Below are 17,472 nucleotides of genomic sequence, written 5' to 3'. Positions count from 1 at the left end.
CCGTTTGCTTTGCGAGAAGGTTTTGTCCCCTTCGTCTAGTGGCCTAGGACACCGCCCTTTCACGGCGGTAACAGGGGTTCGAGTCCCCTAGGGGACGCCAGTTTCACCGAGTGATGCCGGAAGGTTGATCTCCGCCGAGAGGCGTAAATCCGGGGCTTTAGCTCAGCTGGGAGAGCGCCTGCATGGCATGCAGGAGGTCAGCGGTTCGATCCCGCTAAGCTCCACCAATTTTGCCAGGGTTCATCGTTCGATGAACCTGACTGAAGGTTTTGCGTCCCCTTCGTCTAGTGGCCTAGGACACCGCCCTTTCACGGCGGTAACAGGGGTTCGAGTCCCCTAGGGGACGCCACGATTTCCCGCTCTGCGGGACCAAGGGTCATTCGATTATTGAATGGCCCTTTTGTTTTTTCGGGGTTTGAAAACCCCTCCTTTCTGTTTTTATCTATTGCCACACTCAACTGTAACCGACTCTCTTGCCGATACTGCGTTGGCATGCCGTTCGGGACACTCCGCGTCCTCTATGCGTTCGCAACGCAGTGCGCCGCGAACTGCATCCTCGCGCTACAGCCCTCATGGTTATACATAAGTCTTGTGGGAGCGAGCTTGCTCGCGAAGAGGCCGGTATAGCTCCCAGGAAATAGGGGTTGGATGCATCGTCTTCGTGAGCAAGCTCACTCCCACAGGTCTGTGTCCAGTCTGCACGTACGGTTTCAGGCCTTTTATCCGGGCTTATCCAGACTTGTGTGTGACTCTGAGCGCTGTAGCGTGAAGAGCAAAAGGCGTTCCGAGGGGCGCTTTTCATGCCAGCGCGTGTGAACGCGCGCCATGACCCGCTACACTCCCGCCAATCACATCTACTCAAGCAGGAGCACGCATGGTCTGGGACCGGGCAACGCCGTTTGTCATCGATCTGAATGTCGCCGCCGAAGACATCGACGGGCTGGGGCACGCCAATAACGCCGTCTATGTGTCCTGGCTGGAACGCTGTGCCTGGCGTCATTCGCAGTTCCTCGGGCTGGACCTCACCGAATACCGACGCCTCGACCGTGCGATGGCGGTGGTCAGGCATGAGATCGACTACCTCGCCAGCGCCTACGAGAACGACGAGCTGCAACTGGCGACCTGGATCGTCGACTGGGACCGCCGACTGAAAATGACCCGCTGCTTTCAGCTCAAGCGTCCTGCCGACAACCTGACCTTGTTGCGCGCGCAAACCACCTTTGTCTGCATCGAACTGTCCACTGGTAAGCCCAAGCGTATGCCTGCCGAGTTCATTGAGGGCTATGGCGCAGCCATCGCTGACAGCGCCGTTCCCAATCCGCACGTCGGGCAGTAAACTGCCGGACTTTTTTTCGAGTGTGACCCATGCAAATTGCTCTGGCGCCCATGGAGGGGTTGGTCGACGACATCCTGCGTAATGTGCTGACGAAAGTCGGCGGCATCGACTGGTGCGTGACCGAATTCATCCGGGTGTCCGAGCGTTTGATGCCTGCGCATTACTTCTATAAATACGCATCGGAATTTCACCAAGGCGCGAAAACTGACGCAGGCACGCCGTTACGCCTTCAATTGCTGGGCTCTGACCCCGTGTGCCTGGCCGAGAACGCCGCGTTCGCCTGCGAATTGGGTGCGCCCGTACTGGACCTCAACTTCGGCTGCCCGGCCAAGACCGTCAATCGCTCGCGTGGCGGCGCAATCCTGCTCAAGGAGCCGGAATTGCTGCACTCGATCGTCAGCCAGGTACGCCGTGCCGTGCCCAAACATATTCCTGTCACAGCCAAGATGCGTCTGGGTTACGAAAATACCGATGGCGCGCTGGATTGCGCACGGGCATTGGCTGACGGCGGGGCAGAGCAAATCGTCGTTCACGCCCGCACCAAGGTTGACGGCTACAAGCCTCCGGCGCACTGGGAGTGGATTGCGCGCATTCAGGAAGTGGTCAAGGTTCCGGTGGTCGCCAACGGGGAAATCTGGACTGTTGACGACTGGCGCCGTTGCCGCGAAATCTGTGGCGCGCGGGACATCATGATCGGTCGCGGGCTGGTGGCGCGTCCTGATCTGGCCCGGCAGATCGCTGCAGCGCAAAAGGGCGAAGAGGTCGTGCCAATGACTTGGGACGAGCTGCAGCCGATGCTGCGGGTCTTCTGGCAGGACTGCCTGGCGAAGATGACGCTGATTCAGGCACCGGGTCGGCTCAAGCAGTGGCTGGTGCTGCTGACCAAAAGCTACCCCGAGGCGACCCTGATGTTCAATACGTTGCGCCGCGAGACCGACTGCGACCGCATCAGCGTATTGCTGGGCTGCGCGCCCGGTTGCTTACCCAGAAGCTGATCCCGACGAACGGTCAAAAAAATCCTGAAAAAAGTCTCTTGAAAAGCGAAGGGCTGTCCCTATTTTGGTGATCAAGCGATGCCGAAAACGGGTCGCGTAAACCACTCGCTGATAAACAGGAGAATTGTTATGGCTACTGCATTTTCTCTGGCTCCACTGTTTCGCAACTCAGTGGGATTCGACCGCTTCAACGACCTCTTCGAGTCGGCGGCACGAAATGAGACAACCAGCGGTTATCCGCCCTACAACGTCGAGCGGCACACCGATGACCATTATCGAATCGTGATCGCTGCAGCAGGTATGCAAGAGCAGGATCTCGAGTTGCAGGTCGAAAAAGGTGTGCTGACCGTAGTTGGCAACAAGCGCGAGCAAGAAGCCGAAAACGTGACGTATCTGCATCAGGGTATTGCCCGGCGTGAATTCAAGCTGTCGTTCAGGCTGGCGGACAATATCGAAGTCAAAGGGGCCGATCTGTCTCACGGCCTGCTGAATATTGACTTGGTGCGCAACGTGCCGGAAGAAGCGAAACCAAAGCGTATTCCGCTCAATAGCCAGAAAGCGCTGGAAAACTGATCCGTCAGGTGATGTTGAGTCAGCGGCACGTAACAAAGAAGGCGCCTGCGGGGCGCCTTCTCTTTTTTCAGTCCTGCTGTGCGGTTTGCTGCGCAGGCCGCTTGAGCTGCAGCAAGGACTCGAACTGCGGGCCTGGCAGCGGTTCGCTGAACAGATAGCCTTGATAGGTGTAGCAGCCGACTTTTTCCAGAAATGCCAACTGCTCTGAGGTTTCCACGCCTTCCGCGATCACGTTCAGGTTGAGGCTCTGCGCCATGGCGACGATGGCACGGATGATTTCCGCGTCGTTGGGGTCGTTGGTGGCGTCCTGGACGAAAGACTGGTCTATCTTCAGCGTATCCACCGGCAAGCGCTTGAGGTAGGTCAGTGACGAATAGCCAGTGCCGAAATCATCCATCGCAAAGCTGACGCCCAGCGCCTTTAAGCTGAGCATCTTGAGGATGGTGTCGTCCAGATTCTGAATGACGATACCCTCGGTGATTTCCAGCTTGAGCATGGACGCAGGCAACTGATGCAGGGTCAGGCTGCGTTCCACGCGCTCGATGAAATCGTGCTGGAGAAACTGTCGCGGGCTGATATTGACGCCCATCAGGAATCTGTTTTCCGGGATCAGCCCCTGTCTTAACAGCAGGCCACCGGTTTTGCAGGCCTCGTTCAGAATATGGCTGCCGACCTCCAGAATCATCCCGCTTTCTTCAAGTATCTGCACGAACTGATCGGGTGCCAGCAAGCCGTATTCGGGGTGTTGCCAACGCAGCAGGGCCTCGGCCCCGGTGATGTATTCGTTGCGACAGTCGACCTGGGCCTGGAAGTGCAGGTGAAATTCGTTGCGGGTGAGGGCCAGGCGCAAGTCATTTTCCAGGCGCAGACGCTGGCTGACGGCCTGTTGCATCGATACATGGAAAAACTGCGAAGCGTTGCGCCCGCCATCCTTGGCCCGATACAGGGCAATATCGGCGCGCTTGAGCAGATCGGCCGGGGTCAGCCCATCATCCGGAATCAGCACCACGCCGATGCTCGGTGTGACCTGCAGGCGATGGCCGTCGAGAAACATCGGTTCGGCCAGCAGGTTGCGCAGGTTGTCCGCCAGCTCCCGCACTTGCTGGGTGACCTCGTCCTGTGAGCCTTCCAGGCCGCAGATCAACACCACGAATTCGTCGCCGCCCAAGCGGGCCACGGTGTCTTCCTGGCGCACGCTGGCTTCCAGGCGCGCGGCGATGATGCTCAGGACGCTGTCGCCTACCGGATGGCCGAGCGAGTCGTTGATGTGCTTGAAATGGTCCAGATCGAGAAACAGCAGGGCACCGCGCAGGTTCTGGTGCTGAAGCAGCGACACTTGCTGGCTCAGGCGGTCGAGCAGCAGTGCGCGATTGGGCAGCCCGGTCAGCGGGTCGTGATAAGCCAGGTGCTGAATCTGCGCCTGGGCATTTTTAAGCGCGCCGATGTCGCGGGCATTCATCAACAGGCAGGCGGTGTTGTTCAGGGTGATGAATTCGACCGATATATCCAGTACCAGGGGCGCGCCGTGCTTGTCTCGACCGTCCATTTCCCGATGATGCACGCGGCCTTTCTGGCGCAATTCTTCAAGCATGTGTTCGCGCTGCAAGGTGTCGGTCCAGATACCGACCTCGTGCGCTGTACGGCCGAGCACTTCCTGCGCGCTGAAACCGGTCAGGCGAGTAAAACCATCGTTGACCTCGACATAGCGGCCCGAGTCGATTTCAGTGATGGTGATCGAGTCGGGGCTTGAATGAAACGCCTTGGCAAATTTTTCCTCGCTGGCCTCCAGGGCGATCTGCGCGCACTGTTGGGTAATGTCCATGAGGGTGCCGGACAGCCTGACGGGCTGGCCCTGTTCATCCCGGTAAATCCGCGCGCGGCCTTCAAGCAGGCGTGACGCTCCGTTTTTCAACTTGAACCGGTAGGTGACTTGCAGGCAGTCCTGCCCGGTTTCGAGTGCCACGGCATAGATCGCGCGCATTCGGCGGCGCTCTTCGCCGGGCAGGCTGCCAAAGAACTGCCCGCCAGACTCATCGAAGGGCAGCGCCGGCATGCCGTGCAGCAGCGCCGCGCGTGCCGAGGCTTGCAGTCGGTTGCGGATGATATCCAGATCCCAGGTGCCCATTTGCGCCAGGTCCAGCGCCAGCTCCAGGCGATCACGGGTTTCCTGCAGGGCCCGCTCTGCGTCCGTCAGCGGCAGCCTGGCGGAGGCCGACTGTGCGGTAGCTTTCGGCACGGCGTAATCCGGTAGGTTGGGCATGTTATCCGAGCCTTTAATCGATAGAACCGCCAGAGCGATCTGCCTGCGGCCTGCAGCAGCATCTACTCACTGTGTCTGCGCATCGAGCAATTTCATGAATGCCCGTGCCGCATTCGACAGCGTGCGTTCGGTGTGCAGGATGTAGCCTAGCTGGCGATTGAGCTGTACGCCCGGCAGCGGTATGCGCGCGACCTGCTCGTCGAGCATGGTGCGTGGCAGAACACTCCAGGCCAGGCCGATGGAAACCATCATCTTGATGGTCTCCATATAGTTGGTGCTCATGGCGATGTTGGGCTTGAGGCCCTGGGCCTCGCACAATCCGCTGACAATGTGATGGGTAAACGTGTTACCGCCGGGAAATACCGCCGGATAGCGCACAATATCCTCCAGCTTCATCGGGCCGCTGTTGGCCAGCGCGTGCTCGGGTGCCGCGACGAAATCCAGCGGATCGTCCCAGACGGGCACGGCGCGGATCAGTGCATGCGGCTCGGGCGCCAGTGTAATGACTGCCAACTCGGCGCGCCCGTGAAGAATTTCTTCATAAGCGATTTCCGAATCCAGGAACTGAATGTCCAGTGCAACCTTCGGGTAAGTACGGGTAAAGGCCCGCAATATCGGCGGCAAACGGTGCAGGCCTATGTGATGGCTGGTCGCCAGAGTCAACCGCCCGGTGACTTCCCCGGTCAGGTTGGTCAAAGCACGGCGGGTGTCATCCAGCACGTTGAGAATCTGGTAGGCGCGCGGCAGCAGGGCGCGTCCGGCCTCGGTCAGACTGACTTCGCGGCCCAGGCGGTCGAACAGACGCACGTTGAGTTGCTGCTCCAGACCGGCAATCCGCTTGCTGATGGCCGGTTGGGTCAGGTAAAGGCGTTCGCCTGCCCCGGAGAAGCTGCCGGTCTCGGCGATGGCGATAAAGGCATTGAGGTTGGCCAGGTCCATGGTTAGATTCCAGTTGGTTATCCAAAGTATGAAAATTATGAATTTGAGTTATTTAAGCATATTCCATAGGATGACCGCACAAGCCAAAGGGTCATCGCCACGATTGCCCAAGGCATAGAAAGAAGCTGATGAGGAAGTACGTCCGATGGCCGGGAAAACGCTCTACGACAAGCTCTGGGATTCGCATTTGGTCAAACAGCGCGACGATGGTTCGGCGCTGATCTACATTGATCGTCATATCATCCACGAAGTGACCTCGCCGCAGGCGTTCGAAGGTCTGCGGCTGGCGAAGCGCAAGCCTTGGCGGATCGACTCGATCATCGCCACGCCTGACCATAACGTGCCGACCACCGCGGAACGCAAGGGTGGCATCGGTGCCATCGAGGATCAGGTGTCGCGCTTGCAGGTGCAGACCCTCGACGACAACTGCGACGAGTACGGCATCACCGAATTCAAGATGAATGACCCGCGCCAGGGCATCGTCCACGTGATCGGCCCGGAGCAGGGCGCAACCCTGCCAGGCATGAGCGTGGTCTGCGGCGACTCGCACACCTCGACCCACGGCGCATTCGGTGCGCTGGCCCACGGCATCGGCACTTCCGAGGTCGAGCACGTGCTCGCTACCCAGTGCCTGGTTGCCAAGAAAATGAAGAACATGCTGGTGTCGGTCGAAGGGCAATTGCCGTTTGGCGTGACAGCCAAGGACATCGTACTGGCAGTGATCGGCAAGATCGGCACTGCCGGCGGTAACGGTTACGCCATCGAGTTCGCCGGCAGCGCGATCCGCGACCTGTCGATCGAAGGGCGCATGACCATCTGCAACATGTCCATCGAAGCGGGCGCGCGGGTGGGCATGGTGGCCACTGACGAGAAGACCGTCGAGTACGTCAAAGGCCGTCCGTTCGCGCCCAAGGGCGCGGAGTGGGACCTCGCTGTCGAAGCCTGGAAGGACCTGGTGTCCGACCCGGACGCTGTGTTCGATACCGTGGTCAAGCTGGACGCCGCACAGATCAAGCCGCAGGTCAGCTGGGGTACTTCGCCGGAAATGGTCCTGGCGGTCGATCAGAACGTGCCGGACCCTGCGCAAGAGCCGGATCTGGTCAAGCGTGGGTCCATCGAGCGTGCGCTCAAGTACATGGGCCTGAAAGCCAATCAGCCGATTACCGATATCCAGCTGGACCGGGTATTCATCGGTTCCTGCACCAACTCGCGCATCGAAGACTTGCGCGCCGCTGCGGACGTTGCCAAAGGTCGCAAGGTGGCTTCAACCATCAAGCAGGCCATCGTGGTGCCGGGCTCGGGGCTGATCAAGGCGCAGGCCGAGAAGGAGGGGCTGGACAAGGTGTTCATCGAAGCCGGCTTTGAATGGCGTGAACCGGGCTGCTCCATGTGCCTGGCGATGAACCCGGACCGCCTGGGTTCCGGCGAGCACTGCGCGTCGACCTCCAACCGTAACTTCGAAGGTCGTCAGGGGGCCGGTGGCCGCACGCATCTGGTGAGCCCGGCGATGGCCGCTGCCGCTGCGGTGAATGGCCGTTTCATCGATGTTCGCGACCTGATCCAGCACTGAGGAGTCCCGTATGAAAGCCTTTACCCAGCACCGTGGCCTGGTCGCTCCTCTGGATCGTGCCAACGTCGACACTGACCAGATCATTCCCAAGCAGTTTCTCAAGTCGATCAAGCGCACCGGTTTCGGTCCGAACCTGTTCGATGAATGGCGTTATCTGGACGTGGGGCAGCCTTACCAGGACAACTCCAAGCGCCCATTGAACACTGACTTCGTCCTCAACCACGAGCGGTATCAGGGTGCCAGTGTTCTGTTGGCCCGGGAAAACTTCGGCTGCGGCTCGAGCCGCGAACACGCGCCGTGGGCACTGGAAGAGTACGGTTTCTGCGCAATCATTGCGCCGAGCTACGCGGACATCTTCTTCAACAACAGCTTCAAGAACGGCTTGTTGCCGATCATCCTGTCCGAGGAAGACGTCGATCAACTGTTCAAGCAGGTGGAAGCCGTGCCCGGTTATCAGTTGAGTATCGATCTGCAGGCGCAGACCGTGACCCGCCCGGATGGCAAGGTCCTGAGCTTTGAAATCGATGCGTTCCGCAAGCATTGCCTGCTCAACGGTCTGGACGATATCGGCCTGACGCTGATGGACGCCGAGGCCATCGCCGGTTTCGAGAGCAAGCATCGCGCCAGCCAGCCGTGGCTGTTTCGCGACTGATTGATTGCCAGCGGATGCATGTTTGCCAGTAAGGTGCAATTGCCCCTTGCTGGCAAAAGTGTTTTCGCGGCACGCTAAATTTTCTGTGGTATCGAGCGTTTCAAGCAGGCGTTGTCAAAGACGCCGATGCACAAAATCGAGGATGTTATGAGCAAGCAGATTCTGATTCTCCCTGGTGATGGTATTGGTCCGGAAATCATGACCGAAGCGGTCAAGGTGCTGGAGCTGGCCAATGAAAAGTATCAGCTGGGGTTTGAGTTGACCCACGACGTGATCGGCGGCGCGGCCATCGACAAGCACGGCGTGCCGCTGGCCGATGAAACCCTGGAGCGTGCCCGTGCGGCCGATGCCGTGCTGCTGGGTGCAGTCGGCGGCCCGAAATGGGACACCATCGAGCGCGACATCCGTCCTGAGCGCGGTCTGCTGAAAATACGCTCGCAACTGGGCCTGTTCGGCAACCTGCGTCCGGCGATCCTTTATCCGCAACTGGCCGACGCGTCGAGCCTGAAACCGGAAATTGTCGCCGGCCTGGATATCCTGATCGTTCGCGAGTTGACCGGTGGCATCTATTTCGGCGCGCCACGCGGCACGCGGGTGCTGGATAATGGCGAGCGTCAGGCTTATGACACGCTGCCGTACAGCGAAAGCGAGATCCGCCGCATTGCCAAAGTCGGTTTCGACATGGCCATGGTGCGTAGCAAGAAGCTCTGCTCGGTGGACAAGGCCAACGTACTGGCGTCCAGCCAGCTGTGGCGCGAAATCGTCGAGCAGGTTGCCAAGGATTACCCTGAAGTCGAACTGAGCCACATGTACGTCGACAACGCTGCCATGCAACTGGTGCGTGCACCCAAGCAGTTCGATGTGATCGTGACCGACAACTTGTTCGGCGACATTCTCTCCGATCAGGCGTCGATGCTCACCGGCTCCATCGGCATGCTGCCGTCGGCCTCGCTGGACACGGCCAACAAGGGCATGTACGAGCCATGTCACGGTTCTGCGCCGGACATCGCCGGCAAAGGCATTGCCAACCCGTTGGCGACTATTCTGTCGGTGTCGATGATGCTGCGTTACAGCTTCAATCTGACCGATGCGGCCGACGCCATCGAAAAGGCCGTCAGCCTGGTTCTGGATCAGGGTATCCGCACCGGCGACATCTGGTCGGAAGGCAAAGTCAAAGTCGGTACGCAGGAAATGGGCGATGCTGTAGTCGCCGCGCTGCGGAATCTGTAATCTCTCTGGCCCGCCGCCTGCTGTGTACGCGTAGAGCGGCGGTCCCACTTTTATTCAAGGTGTAGTTGCGATGAAACGTGTAGGTCTGATCGGTTGGCGTGGCATGGTCGGTTCCGTGCTCATGCAGCGGATGCGGGAAGAGCAGGACTTCGATCTCATTGAGCCGGTGTTCTTCACTACTTCCAATGTCGGTGGCCAGGCGCCTTCGGTGGGCAAGGATGTTGCGCCCCTGAAAGATGCCTACAGCATCGACGAGCTGAAAACCCTGGACGTGGTGCTGACCTGCCAGGGTGGCGACTACACCAATGAGGTGTTCCCCAAGCTGCGCGAAGCGGGCTGGCAGGGTTACTGGATCGATGCGGCGTCGAGCCTGCGCATGCAGGATGACGCGGTCATCGTGCTTGACCCGGTGAACCGCAAGGTCATCGACCAGCAACTGGATGCGGGTACCAAGAACTATATCGGTGGCAACTGCACCGTCAGCCTGATGCTGATGGGCCTGGGCGGCCTGTTCGATGCCGGTCTGGTCGAGTGGATGAACGTCATGACCTATCAGGCGGCCTCCGGCGCCGGCGCGCAGAACATGCGTGAGCTGATCCGGCAAATGGGCGCGGTGCATGCCTCGGTGGCCGATGATCTGGCCAACCCGGCCAGCGCCATTCTGGACATCGACCGCAAGGTGGCTGAAGCCATGCGCAACGAGTCGTTCCCCACCGAGAACTTCGGCGTGCCGCTGGCGGGCAGCCTGATCCCGTGGATCGACAAGGCCCTGCCAAACGGCCAGAGCCGCGAAGAGTGGAAAGGCCAGGCCGAGACCAACAAGATCCTCGGTCGCTTCAAGAGCCCGATCCCGGTGGACGGCATCTGCGTGCGCATCGGCGCCATGCGCTGCCACAGCCAGGCGCTGACCATCAAGCTGAACAAGGATGTGCCGATTGCGGACATCGAAGGCTTGATCAGCCAGCACAACCCGTGGGTCAAGCTGGTGCCGAACAACCGCGAAGCCAGCATGCACGAGCTGAGCCCGACGGCGGTGACCGGCACCATGAGCATTCCGGTGGGGCGTCTGCGCAAACTGAACATGGGTTCGCAATACCTGGGCGCTTTCACCGTGGGTGACCAGCTGTTGTGGGGCGCTGCGGAGCCGCTGCGTCGCATGCTGAGAATCCTGCTGGAGCGTTGAGGCTTCGGTTTCACAGCAAACCCGCTTTCCGAAAGGGAGGCGGGTTTTTTAATGGCTGATACTTTTGATTGATCGCCCTTTGTCCCTATATATGGGGTTGAAATTTACATATTGAGATAAGTGTAACAACGGGTTTATAGTCGTCCTGCACTCACTTTCAAAAAAACAACAGGTGACGCAATGCAGGCGCAATTGATCGCGCTCGATTGGGGGACAACCTCACTTCGTGCTTATCGACTTGGCGAAAATGGCCAGGTACTGGAACAGCGCGCATTGAGCGCGGGCATCATGCAGTTGCCAACCACGCCGCGGCTGATCGCGGGGCAGTTCTGCAGTGACGGTTTCGAACTGGCCTTTGACCAGGCGTGCGGCGACTGGCTCGATGCCCAGCCAGACCTGCAGGTGATTGCCTGCGGCATGGTCGGCAGCGCGCAGGGCTGGCGCGAGGCGGCTTACCGGGAAACGCCGGCCAGCGTCAACGAACTGAGCGCAGCGTTGCAGACCGTGCGCAGCGTGCGCGGTGTAACCGTGCACATCATCCCCGGTGTCCTGCAGCGCTCGACCCTGCCTAACGTCATGCGTGGCGAAGAAACCCAGGTGCTGGGTGTGCTGGCGGGGCTCGAAGACGGGCAGGGCAGCCAGCCTCTGCTGATCGGTCTGCCTGGCAGTCACTCCAAATGGGTGCAGGTAGAGCGCGGGCGCATCGTTCACTTCGACACCTTCATGACCGGCGAGGTCTACGCCGCATTCTGCGCACATACCATTCTCGGACGCACCATGCAGCCTTCGCAGGCGTTCGACGAGCAGGCGTTTGACCGCGGCCTGTCGATTGCTCTGTCCGACGCAGGCTCCGCGGGGCCACTGTCGACGATTTTCAGCACGCGAACGCTCGGCCTGACCGGGCAATTGGCTGCCAGTGCGCAACCTGACTATCTTTCCGGCCTGTTGATTGGCCATGAACTGGGGGCCATCGCCAGGCTGCACCTGCACAACCACGAACAATTGCCTGCGGTGATCCTCATCGGCAGCGATTCGCTGTGCACGCGCTATGCACGCGGGCTGGCCGTTTGTGGCTTTCCCGGGGTGACATTGGCCGAGCAGGCGACCGAGCGTGGCCTGTGGCAGGTCGCCGTTCAGGCCGGTCTGATCGCGCGCCGCTCGTCCCAACACATTCGAGAGGTTTGACATGCTCAAGCAAGCATTGAAAGAAAATGGCCTGGTCGCGATTCTGCGCGGCCTGCGTCCCGAAGACGCGCCTGCCGTGGGCGATGCGCTGTACGAGGCGGGGTTTCGGGTCATCGAAGTGCCGCTCAACTCCCCGCAACCGTTCGACAGCATCCGCTTGTTGCGTCAGCAATTGCCTGCCGATTGCCTGATCGGTGCTGGCACCGTGCTCACCGCTGAGCAGGTGACTCAGGTCAAGGATGCCGGCGGGCAAGTGATCGTTATGCCGCACAGTGACGCCAAGGTGCTGCGTGCGGCCAAGGCGGCCGGGCTGTTCCTGTCGCCAGGGGTCGCGACGCCGACCGAAGCCTTTGCGGCACTGGCCGAAGGTGCCGATGTGCTCAAGCTGTTTCCTGCCGAGCAAATGTCGCCTGCGGTGGTCAAGGCGTGGCTGGCGGTCTTGCCCAAGGGCACGATTCTGCTGCCGGTCGGGGGGATTTCGCCGGACAACATGAAGGTATTTCTCGATGCGGGCGTGAAGGGGTTTGGCCTGGGCTCCGGGCTGTTCAAACCCGGCATGAGCGTCGCAGACGTCACCGAGCGTGCCCAGGCCTATGTGGCGGCCTGGAAGCTGCACAGCGCAGCGCCTGCAGACTGACCGGCGCAGACGCCGTCGTGCAGTAGCCGCTATCCAACAAGAGAATCAACAAGAGAAACCGCAATCATGAAAATCACCAAACTCACCACGTTCATCGTTCCGCCGCGCTGGTGCTTCCTCAAGGTCGAGACCGACGAGGGCGTTGTCGGCTGGGGCGAGCCAGTGGTCGAAGGCCGCGCGCACACGGTCGCTGCCGCTGTGGAAGAGCTTTCCGATTACCTGATCGGCAAGGATCCGCGCAACATTGAAGACATCTGGACCGTGCTGTACCGCGGCGGCTTCTATCGCGGCGGCGCGATTCACATGAGTGCGCTGGCCGGCATCGATCAGGCGTTGTGGGACATCAAGGGCAAAGCGCTGGGGGTGTCGGTCAGTGATCTGCTCGGCGGTCAGGTGCGTGACAAGATTCGCGTCTATTCGTGGATTGGCGGTGATCGGCCCGCCGATACGGCGCGCGCCGCCAAGGAAGCGGTCGAGCGCGGTTTTACGGCGGTGAAGATGAATGGCACCGAAGAGCTGCAGTTTCTCGACACCTTCGACAAGGTCGACCTGGCACTGGCCAACGTGGCCGCCGTGCGTGATGCAGTGGGGCCGAATGTCGGCATTGGTGTGGACTTCCACGGCCGGGTTCACAAGCCGATGGCCAAGGTGCTGATGAAGGAGCTGGACCCGTACAAGCTGATGTTCATCGAAGAGCCGGTGCTCAGCGAGAACTATGAAGCACTGAAGGAACTGGCGCCGCTGACCAGTACGCCGATTGCGCTGGGCGAGCGGCTGTTCTCGCGCTGGGACTTCAAGCGCGTATTGAGCGAAGGCTACGTCGACATCATCCAGCCGGATGCCTCGCACGCCGGTGGCATTACCGAAACCCGCAAGATCGCCAACATGGCTGAAGCCTACGACGTCGCACTGGCGCTGCATTGCCCGCTGGGGCCTATCGCGCTGGCGGCCTGCCTGCAACTGGACGCGGTTTGCTACAACGCCTTCATCCAGGAGCAGAGCCTGGGTATTCACTACAACGAAAGCAACGACCTGCTCGATTACGTCAAGCACCCGGAAGTCTTCGACTACGACAAAGGCATGGTCAAGATCCCCAACGGCCCCGGCCTGGGCATCGAAATCAACGAAGAATACGTCATTGAACGCGCCGCCATCGGCCACCGCTGGCGCAACCCGATCTGGCGTCATGCGGATGGCAGTTTTGCCGAGTGGTAGAAAAGCAAATCCGCTAGCCATCGTTTCGGCGCTCTGCGCTCATCGCCATACATAAGTCCTGAAGAGCCTGGAAAATGGGCGTTCAGGCTTCTGCCCGCAGGGCGTAGGAGCGAACGTGTTCGCGAACAGGCTTACCTGTTCTCTGAAAATGTTTCGTTTGAACAATTGTCTTCGCGAACACGTTCGCTCCTAAGGCCTTCGGCCAGAATCAAAAGCGCACTTGCGTATAACGATGAGCGCTCTGCGCGGGAACGAGAATCGGCGTGCCTTCAGCTCGGTTATATCGAAACACAGACCTCAATAAATCCAACAAGAGGCTACATTCCATGCGCACTCGAACTCTGGAGGGTGCGGCATCCCTGGTGACGCCGTCCCGCAAGCGTTTCTTTATCATGGTGCTGCTGTTCATCACCGTAGTGATCAACTACCTGGACCGCAGCAACCTGTCGATTGCCGCACCAGCGCTGACCTCCGAGCTGGGCCTCGACCCGGTGCACGTCGGGCTGATCTTTTCCGCGTTCGGCTGGACCTACGCCGCCATGCAGCTGCCCGGGGGCTGGCTGGTGGACCGCGTACCGCCGCGCATTCTCTATACCGCAGCCCTGCTGCTGTGGTCCATCGCGACCATCATGCTCGGCTTCGCCGCCAGCTTCATCGCCCTGTTCGTACTGCGCATGGCGGTCGGTGCGCTGGAAGCACCTGCTTATCCGATCAACAGCCGCGTGGTCACCACCTGGTTTCCCGAGCGCGAGCGGGCTACCGCTATCGGCGTCTACACCTCCGGACAGTTCGTCGGTCTGGCGTTTTTGACCCCGGTACTGGCCTGGTTGCAGGCGCATTACGGCTGGCACATGGTGTTTGTCGCCACCGGTGGAGTCGGCGTGTTGTGGGCGTTGATCTGGTACACGGTGTATCGCGAGCCACGTGATTTCAAAGGCGTCAATCAGCAGGAAATCGAGCTGATTCAGGAGGGCGGCGGGCTGGTGGACATCCAGAAGGATGTCGAAAAACAGAAGCAGGCGTTCAGCTGGCTGGACCTGGGTATTGTGTTGAGCAGGCGCAAGCTGTGGGGCATCTACCTGGGGCAGTTCTGCCTGAACTCGACGCTGTGGTTTTTCCTGACCTGGTTCCCGACCTACCTGGTGAAATACCGGGGTATGGACTTCATCAAGTCTGGCCTGCTGGCGTCGTTGCCGTTCCTCGCCGCATTCGTCGGTGTGCTGTGCTCGGGCTTCTTTTCCGACTGGCTGATCCGTCGCGGGCATAGCGTAGGCTTTGCACGCAAGTTGCCGATCATTGCCGGACTGCTGATCTCGACCTCGATCATCGGTGCCAACTTCGTCGACTCCACGCCGCTGGTGATCACCTTTCTGGCGCTGGCGTTCTTCGGCAACGGTCTGGCGTCGATCACCTGGTCGCTGGTCTCGACCCTGGCACCGGCGCGCCTGCTGGGCCTGACCGGTGGCACGTTCAACTTCATCGGCAACCTTTCTGCCATCGCCACCCCGATCGTGATTGGCTTTCTGGCGTCGGGAGACTCGTTCGCGCCTGCCATCACCTACATTTCGGTCCTGGCACTGCTGGGCGCGCTGTCGTACATCCTGCTGGTAGGGAAAGTGGAGCGTATCGAGCTCTGATGTCGACGCATCCGGACGCAGGCGGTGATAATGCCGCCGGTTTTCGATCTGAACCCTTTTGATCCGAGCAAGGCCTCTCATGCACAACGATTCGATCACCCCTGAAAAGATTACCGGCAAGGACTCCGTACCCACCGGGACTCAGACCTTGCTGCGCGGGCTGGGGGTGGTGCAGGCGGTTGCCGGTGGCGCACGGGACCTCAAGGAGATCGCCCGGCTGATCGGCACCACGCGCAGCACCACGCACCGTCTGGCCAGTTGTCTGGTAGAGGAACGTTACCTGCGCATCGTTCCTCAGGTGGGCTACCTGCTTGGGCCGAAATTGATCGAGCTGGGGTTTCAGGCGCGTGAAGAGGTGCCCCTGGCGATGCTGGCCCGGCCGTATCTGGATCGCTTGTCCGAGCTGACCGGCGATACCGTGCATCTGGCAGTACGGGAAGGGGACGACGTGCTCTATCTGCACAAGAATCCCGGTCGCAATGGTCCGGAAATGCGTTCGCGGGTCGGGCATCGGATGCCGATGGTGCGCACCGGTATCGGCAAGGCGCTGCTGCTGGACAGTGCTCAGTCCGAGTGGCAGCGGCTGTATGAAATCAGCATGCCGAGCACAGGCAGAAATCCGCTATGGCCTGCTCATGAGCAGCAAACCTGGGAACAGTTGAAGGCACGGCGGGAGGAGTACGTAAAAGGAGGGTATGCATTCGATCTGGAGGACAACGAGCCGTCGATCCGTTGTGTCGCAGCGCCGGTACGTGATGCCAGCAAACAGATCGTTGCCGGCATCAGTGTCGCCAGTACCGTGCCCTACATGCCGTTGGAGAAGATGGCCGAGCTGGTTCCGCTGATCAAAACCATCGCAGCGGAACTCTCGGCCGATCTCGGCGGCTGATCGGCAGTCGATCAGGCCTTCAGCGTGGCCATGTCGATCACGAAGCGGTACTTCACGTCACCGGCCAGCATGCGCTCGTAGGCTTCGTTGATGTTGCGGATATCGAGCATTTCGATGTCGCAGGTGATGTCGTTCTCGGCACAGAAATCCAGTACTTCCTGAGTTTCCGCGATACCGCCAATCAACGAACCGGCCAGCACGCGACGGCTCATTACCAGGTTGGCGGCGTGTACTGGCGGCTCGATCGGCTCGATCAGGCCGACCAGAATGTGGGCGCCGTCGAAACGCAGTGTTTCCAGGTAGGGGTTCAGGTCGTGCTGCACCGGAATGGTGTCGAGCAGGAAGTCGAAGTGCCCGGCAGCAGCCTTCATCTGTTCAGCGTCGGTGGATACGATCACATGATCGGCGCCTTGACGATGTGCTTCCTGAGCCTTGGCGGCGGAGCGGGTGAACAGGGTCACTTCAGCGCCCATGGCCTTGGCGAACTTGATGCCCATGTGGCCCAGACCGCCCATGCCCAGAATGCCGACCTTGTCGCCAGCCTTGACGCCGTAGTGCTTGAGCGGCGAATAGGTGGTGATACCTGCGCAGAGAATCGGCGCAGCAGCGGCCGGATCGAGTTTTTCCGGGACGCGCACGACAAAGTGCTCGGCGACCACGATGCTGTTCGAGTAACCGCCCATGGTGTTGCTGCCGTCCACGCGGTCCGGCGTTGCGTAAGTCATGGTCGGGCCTTCCAGGCAGTACTGCTCGAGGTCCGACTTGCAGGCCGAGCATTCGCGGCACGAATCGACCATGCAGCCTACGCCGACCATGTCACCGACTTTGTATTTAGTGGCATTGGCGCCAGTGGCAGTGACGCGGCCAACGATTTCGTGGCCTGGCATCAGTGGGTAAACAGCAATACCCCACTCGTTGCGCGCCTGGTGAATGTCGGAGTGGCAGACGCCGCAATAAAGGATTTCGATGGCAACGTCGTCGGCACGCAGAGCGCGACGTTCGAAGGTCATCGGGGCGAGGGGAGCGGTAGCTGACTGTGCGGCGTAACCGATAGCTGTGTACATGTTTGACCTCGCAAGATGTAACGGAAGAGAGGCGAACCATTGTCCTGATACAGGCCCTTCGCGGCTATGGTTAATCCTCCGTGTTTCATGCCTATTCCTCCGGCCTG

The 17,472-nt window shown here is 60.1% G+C and carries 15 protein-coding genes and 3 tRNA genes; 15 read left to right on the top strand and 3 right to left on the bottom strand.

All coding sequences use genetic code 11. From position 1 onward, the window contains the following. Positions 1-24: 24 nt before the first annotated feature. The 6 genes from JOE29_RS14820 (at position 25) to JOE29_RS14795 (ending at position 2,904) form a co-directional block, all read left to right on the top strand. Positions 25-100: transfer RNA gene (locus JOE29_RS14820), tRNA-Glu, on the top strand. Positions 101-151: 51 nt separating this feature from the next. After that, positions 152-227: transfer RNA gene (locus tag JOE29_RS14815), tRNA-Ala, on the top strand. A 46-nt stretch (positions 228-273) separates the two neighbouring features. Next, positions 274-349: transfer RNA gene (locus JOE29_RS14810), tRNA-Glu, on the top strand. Positions 350-874: 525 nt separating this feature from the next. After that, on the top strand, positions 875-1,336 hold the full coding sequence (locus JOE29_RS14805; RefSeq protein ID WP_032660578.1) for a thioesterase family protein: 462 nt from the start codon (positions 875-877) through the stop codon (positions 1,334-1,336). A gap of 29 nt (positions 1,337-1,365) precedes the next feature. After that, positions 1,366-2,331 (top strand): tRNA-dihydrouridine synthase family protein, encoded by a 966-nt coding sequence (locus JOE29_RS14800; RefSeq protein ID WP_198713138.1) that lies wholly within the window; start codon positions 1,366-1,368, stop codon positions 2,329-2,331. 129 nt (positions 2,332-2,460) lie between these two features. Continuing rightward, on the top strand, positions 2,461-2,904 hold the full coding sequence (locus JOE29_RS14795) for an Hsp20 family protein (protein ID WP_003345647.1): 444 nt from the start codon (positions 2,461-2,463) through the stop codon (positions 2,902-2,904). Positions 2,905-2,971: 67 nt separating this feature from the next. Here the strand turns inward: JOE29_RS14795 and JOE29_RS14790 are convergent, their stop codons facing one another. Beyond that, positions 2,972-5,164, bottom strand: coding sequence for a GGDEF domain-containing phosphodiesterase (locus tag JOE29_RS14790; RefSeq protein WP_210079650.1), 2,193 nt, complete (start codon positions 5,162-5,164; stop codon positions 2,972-2,974). Positions 5,165-5,230: 66 nt separating this feature from the next. Further along, positions 5,231-6,103 carry a LysR family transcriptional regulator gene (locus JOE29_RS14785; RefSeq protein WP_003316523.1) on the bottom strand — a complete coding sequence of 291 codons (873 nt, stop codon included), beginning with the start codon at positions 6,101-6,103 and terminating at the stop codon, positions 5,231-5,233. Between the two features lie 145 nt (positions 6,104-6,248). Between JOE29_RS14785 and leuC the strand changes: the two genes are divergently transcribed. The 9 genes from leuC (at position 6,249) to JOE29_RS14740 (ending at position 16,301) form a co-directional block, all read left to right on the top strand. Then, positions 6,249-7,673, top strand: coding sequence for a 3-isopropylmalate dehydratase large subunit (gene leuC, locus JOE29_RS14780; protein WP_003316525.1), 1,425 nt, complete (start codon positions 6,249-6,251; stop codon positions 7,671-7,673). A gap of 10 nt (positions 7,674-7,683) precedes the next feature. After that, the gene (gene leuD / locus JOE29_RS14775; protein WP_210079649.1) at positions 7,684-8,325 is read left to right on the top strand and encodes a 3-isopropylmalate dehydratase small subunit; all 642 of its coding nucleotides are present in this window, start codon (positions 7,684-7,686) and stop codon (positions 8,323-8,325) included. 147 nt (positions 8,326-8,472) lie between these two features. Then, a complete protein-coding gene (gene leuB, locus JOE29_RS14770; protein ID WP_004418320.1) occupies positions 8,473-9,555 on the top strand; it encodes a 3-isopropylmalate dehydrogenase in 1,083 nt (360 codons plus the stop codon). 70 nt (positions 9,556-9,625) lie between these two features. Then, entirely contained in the window at positions 9,626-10,738 is a 1,113-nt protein-coding gene (gene asd, locus JOE29_RS14765; protein ID WP_103364551.1) for an aspartate-semialdehyde dehydrogenase, read from the top strand. Positions 10,739-10,918: 180 nt separating this feature from the next. Further along, positions 10,919-11,923 carry a 2-dehydro-3-deoxygalactonokinase gene (locus JOE29_RS14760; RefSeq protein ID WP_210079648.1) on the top strand — a complete coding sequence of 335 codons (1,005 nt, stop codon included), beginning with the start codon at positions 10,919-10,921 and terminating at the stop codon, positions 11,921-11,923. Between the two features lies 1 nt (position 11,924). After that, positions 11,925-12,560 carry a 2-dehydro-3-deoxy-6-phosphogalactonate aldolase gene (locus JOE29_RS14755; RefSeq protein ID WP_210079647.1) on the top strand — a complete coding sequence of 212 codons (636 nt, stop codon included), beginning with the start codon at positions 11,925-11,927 and terminating at the stop codon, positions 12,558-12,560. A gap of 66 nt (positions 12,561-12,626) precedes the next feature. After that, a complete protein-coding gene (gene dgoD / locus JOE29_RS14750; protein WP_003394509.1) occupies positions 12,627-13,775 on the top strand; it encodes a galactonate dehydratase in 1,149 nt (382 codons plus the stop codon). A gap of 326 nt (positions 13,776-14,101) precedes the next feature. Beyond that, complete coding sequence (locus tag JOE29_RS14745) at positions 14,102-15,412, top strand: MFS transporter (RefSeq protein ID WP_003316531.1); 1,311 nt, start codon at positions 14,102-14,104, stop codon at positions 15,410-15,412. Between the two features lie 79 nt (positions 15,413-15,491). Continuing rightward, entirely contained in the window at positions 15,492-16,301 is an 810-nt protein-coding gene (locus tag JOE29_RS14740; RefSeq protein ID WP_103693671.1) for an IclR family transcriptional regulator, read from the top strand. 11 nt (positions 16,302-16,312) lie between these two features. Here JOE29_RS14740 and JOE29_RS14735 read toward each other — a convergent pair whose 3' ends face one another. After that, a complete protein-coding gene (locus tag JOE29_RS14735; RefSeq protein ID WP_003394533.1) occupies positions 16,313-17,365 on the bottom strand; it encodes an NAD(P)-dependent alcohol dehydrogenase in 1,053 nt (350 codons plus the stop codon). Between the last annotated feature and the right edge of the window lie 107 nt (positions 17,366-17,472).

It is taken from the genome of Pseudomonas sp. PvP009, assembly GCF_017832995.1.
GTDB classification, from domain to species: domain Bacteria; phylum Pseudomonadota; class Gammaproteobacteria; order Pseudomonadales; family Pseudomonadaceae; genus Aquipseudomonas; species Aquipseudomonas syringae.
Note: the sequence above shows the minus strand (reverse complement) of the source record. Positions and strands in the feature narration are given on the sequence as shown.

Coding starts and splice junctions, on each gene's coding strand:
- JOE29_RS14745 (WP_003316531.1), top strand. CDS start 14,102: ATGCGCACTCGAACTCTGGAGGGTGCGGCATCCCTGGTGACGCCGTCC.
- JOE29_RS14785 (WP_003316523.1), bottom strand. CDS start 6,103: ATGGACCTGGCCAACCTCAATGCCTTTATCGCCATCGCCGAGACCGGC.
- leuD (WP_210079649.1), top strand. CDS start 7,684: ATGAAAGCCTTTACCCAGCACCGTGGCCTGGTCGCTCCTCTGGATCGT.
- JOE29_RS14805 (WP_032660578.1), top strand. CDS start 875: ATGGTCTGGGACCGGGCAACGCCGTTTGTCATCGATCTGAATGTCGCC.
- leuB (WP_004418320.1), top strand. CDS start 8,473: ATGAGCAAGCAGATTCTGATTCTCCCTGGTGATGGTATTGGTCCGGAA.
- JOE29_RS14740 (WP_103693671.1), top strand. CDS start 15,492: ATGCACAACGATTCGATCACCCCTGAAAAGATTACCGGCAAGGACTCC.
- leuC (WP_003316525.1), top strand. CDS start 6,249: ATGGCCGGGAAAACGCTCTACGACAAGCTCTGGGATTCGCATTTGGTC.
- JOE29_RS14790 (WP_210079650.1), bottom strand. CDS start 5,164: ATGCCCAACCTACCGGATTACGCCGTGCCGAAAGCTACCGCACAGTCG.
- asd (WP_103364551.1), top strand. CDS start 9,626: ATGAAACGTGTAGGTCTGATCGGTTGGCGTGGCATGGTCGGTTCCGTG.
- JOE29_RS14735 (WP_003394533.1), bottom strand. CDS start 17,365: ATGTACACAGCTATCGGTTACGCCGCACAGTCAGCTACCGCTCCCCTC.
- JOE29_RS14800 (WP_198713138.1), top strand. CDS start 1,366: ATGCAAATTGCTCTGGCGCCCATGGAGGGGTTGGTCGACGACATCCTG.
- dgoD (WP_003394509.1), top strand. CDS start 12,627: ATGAAAATCACCAAACTCACCACGTTCATCGTTCCGCCGCGCTGGTGC.
- JOE29_RS14795 (WP_003345647.1), top strand. CDS start 2,461: ATGGCTACTGCATTTTCTCTGGCTCCACTGTTTCGCAACTCAGTGGGA.
- JOE29_RS14755 (WP_210079647.1), top strand. CDS start 11,925: ATGCTCAAGCAAGCATTGAAAGAAAATGGCCTGGTCGCGATTCTGCGC.
- JOE29_RS14760 (WP_210079648.1), top strand. CDS start 10,919: ATGCAGGCGCAATTGATCGCGCTCGATTGGGGGACAACCTCACTTCGT.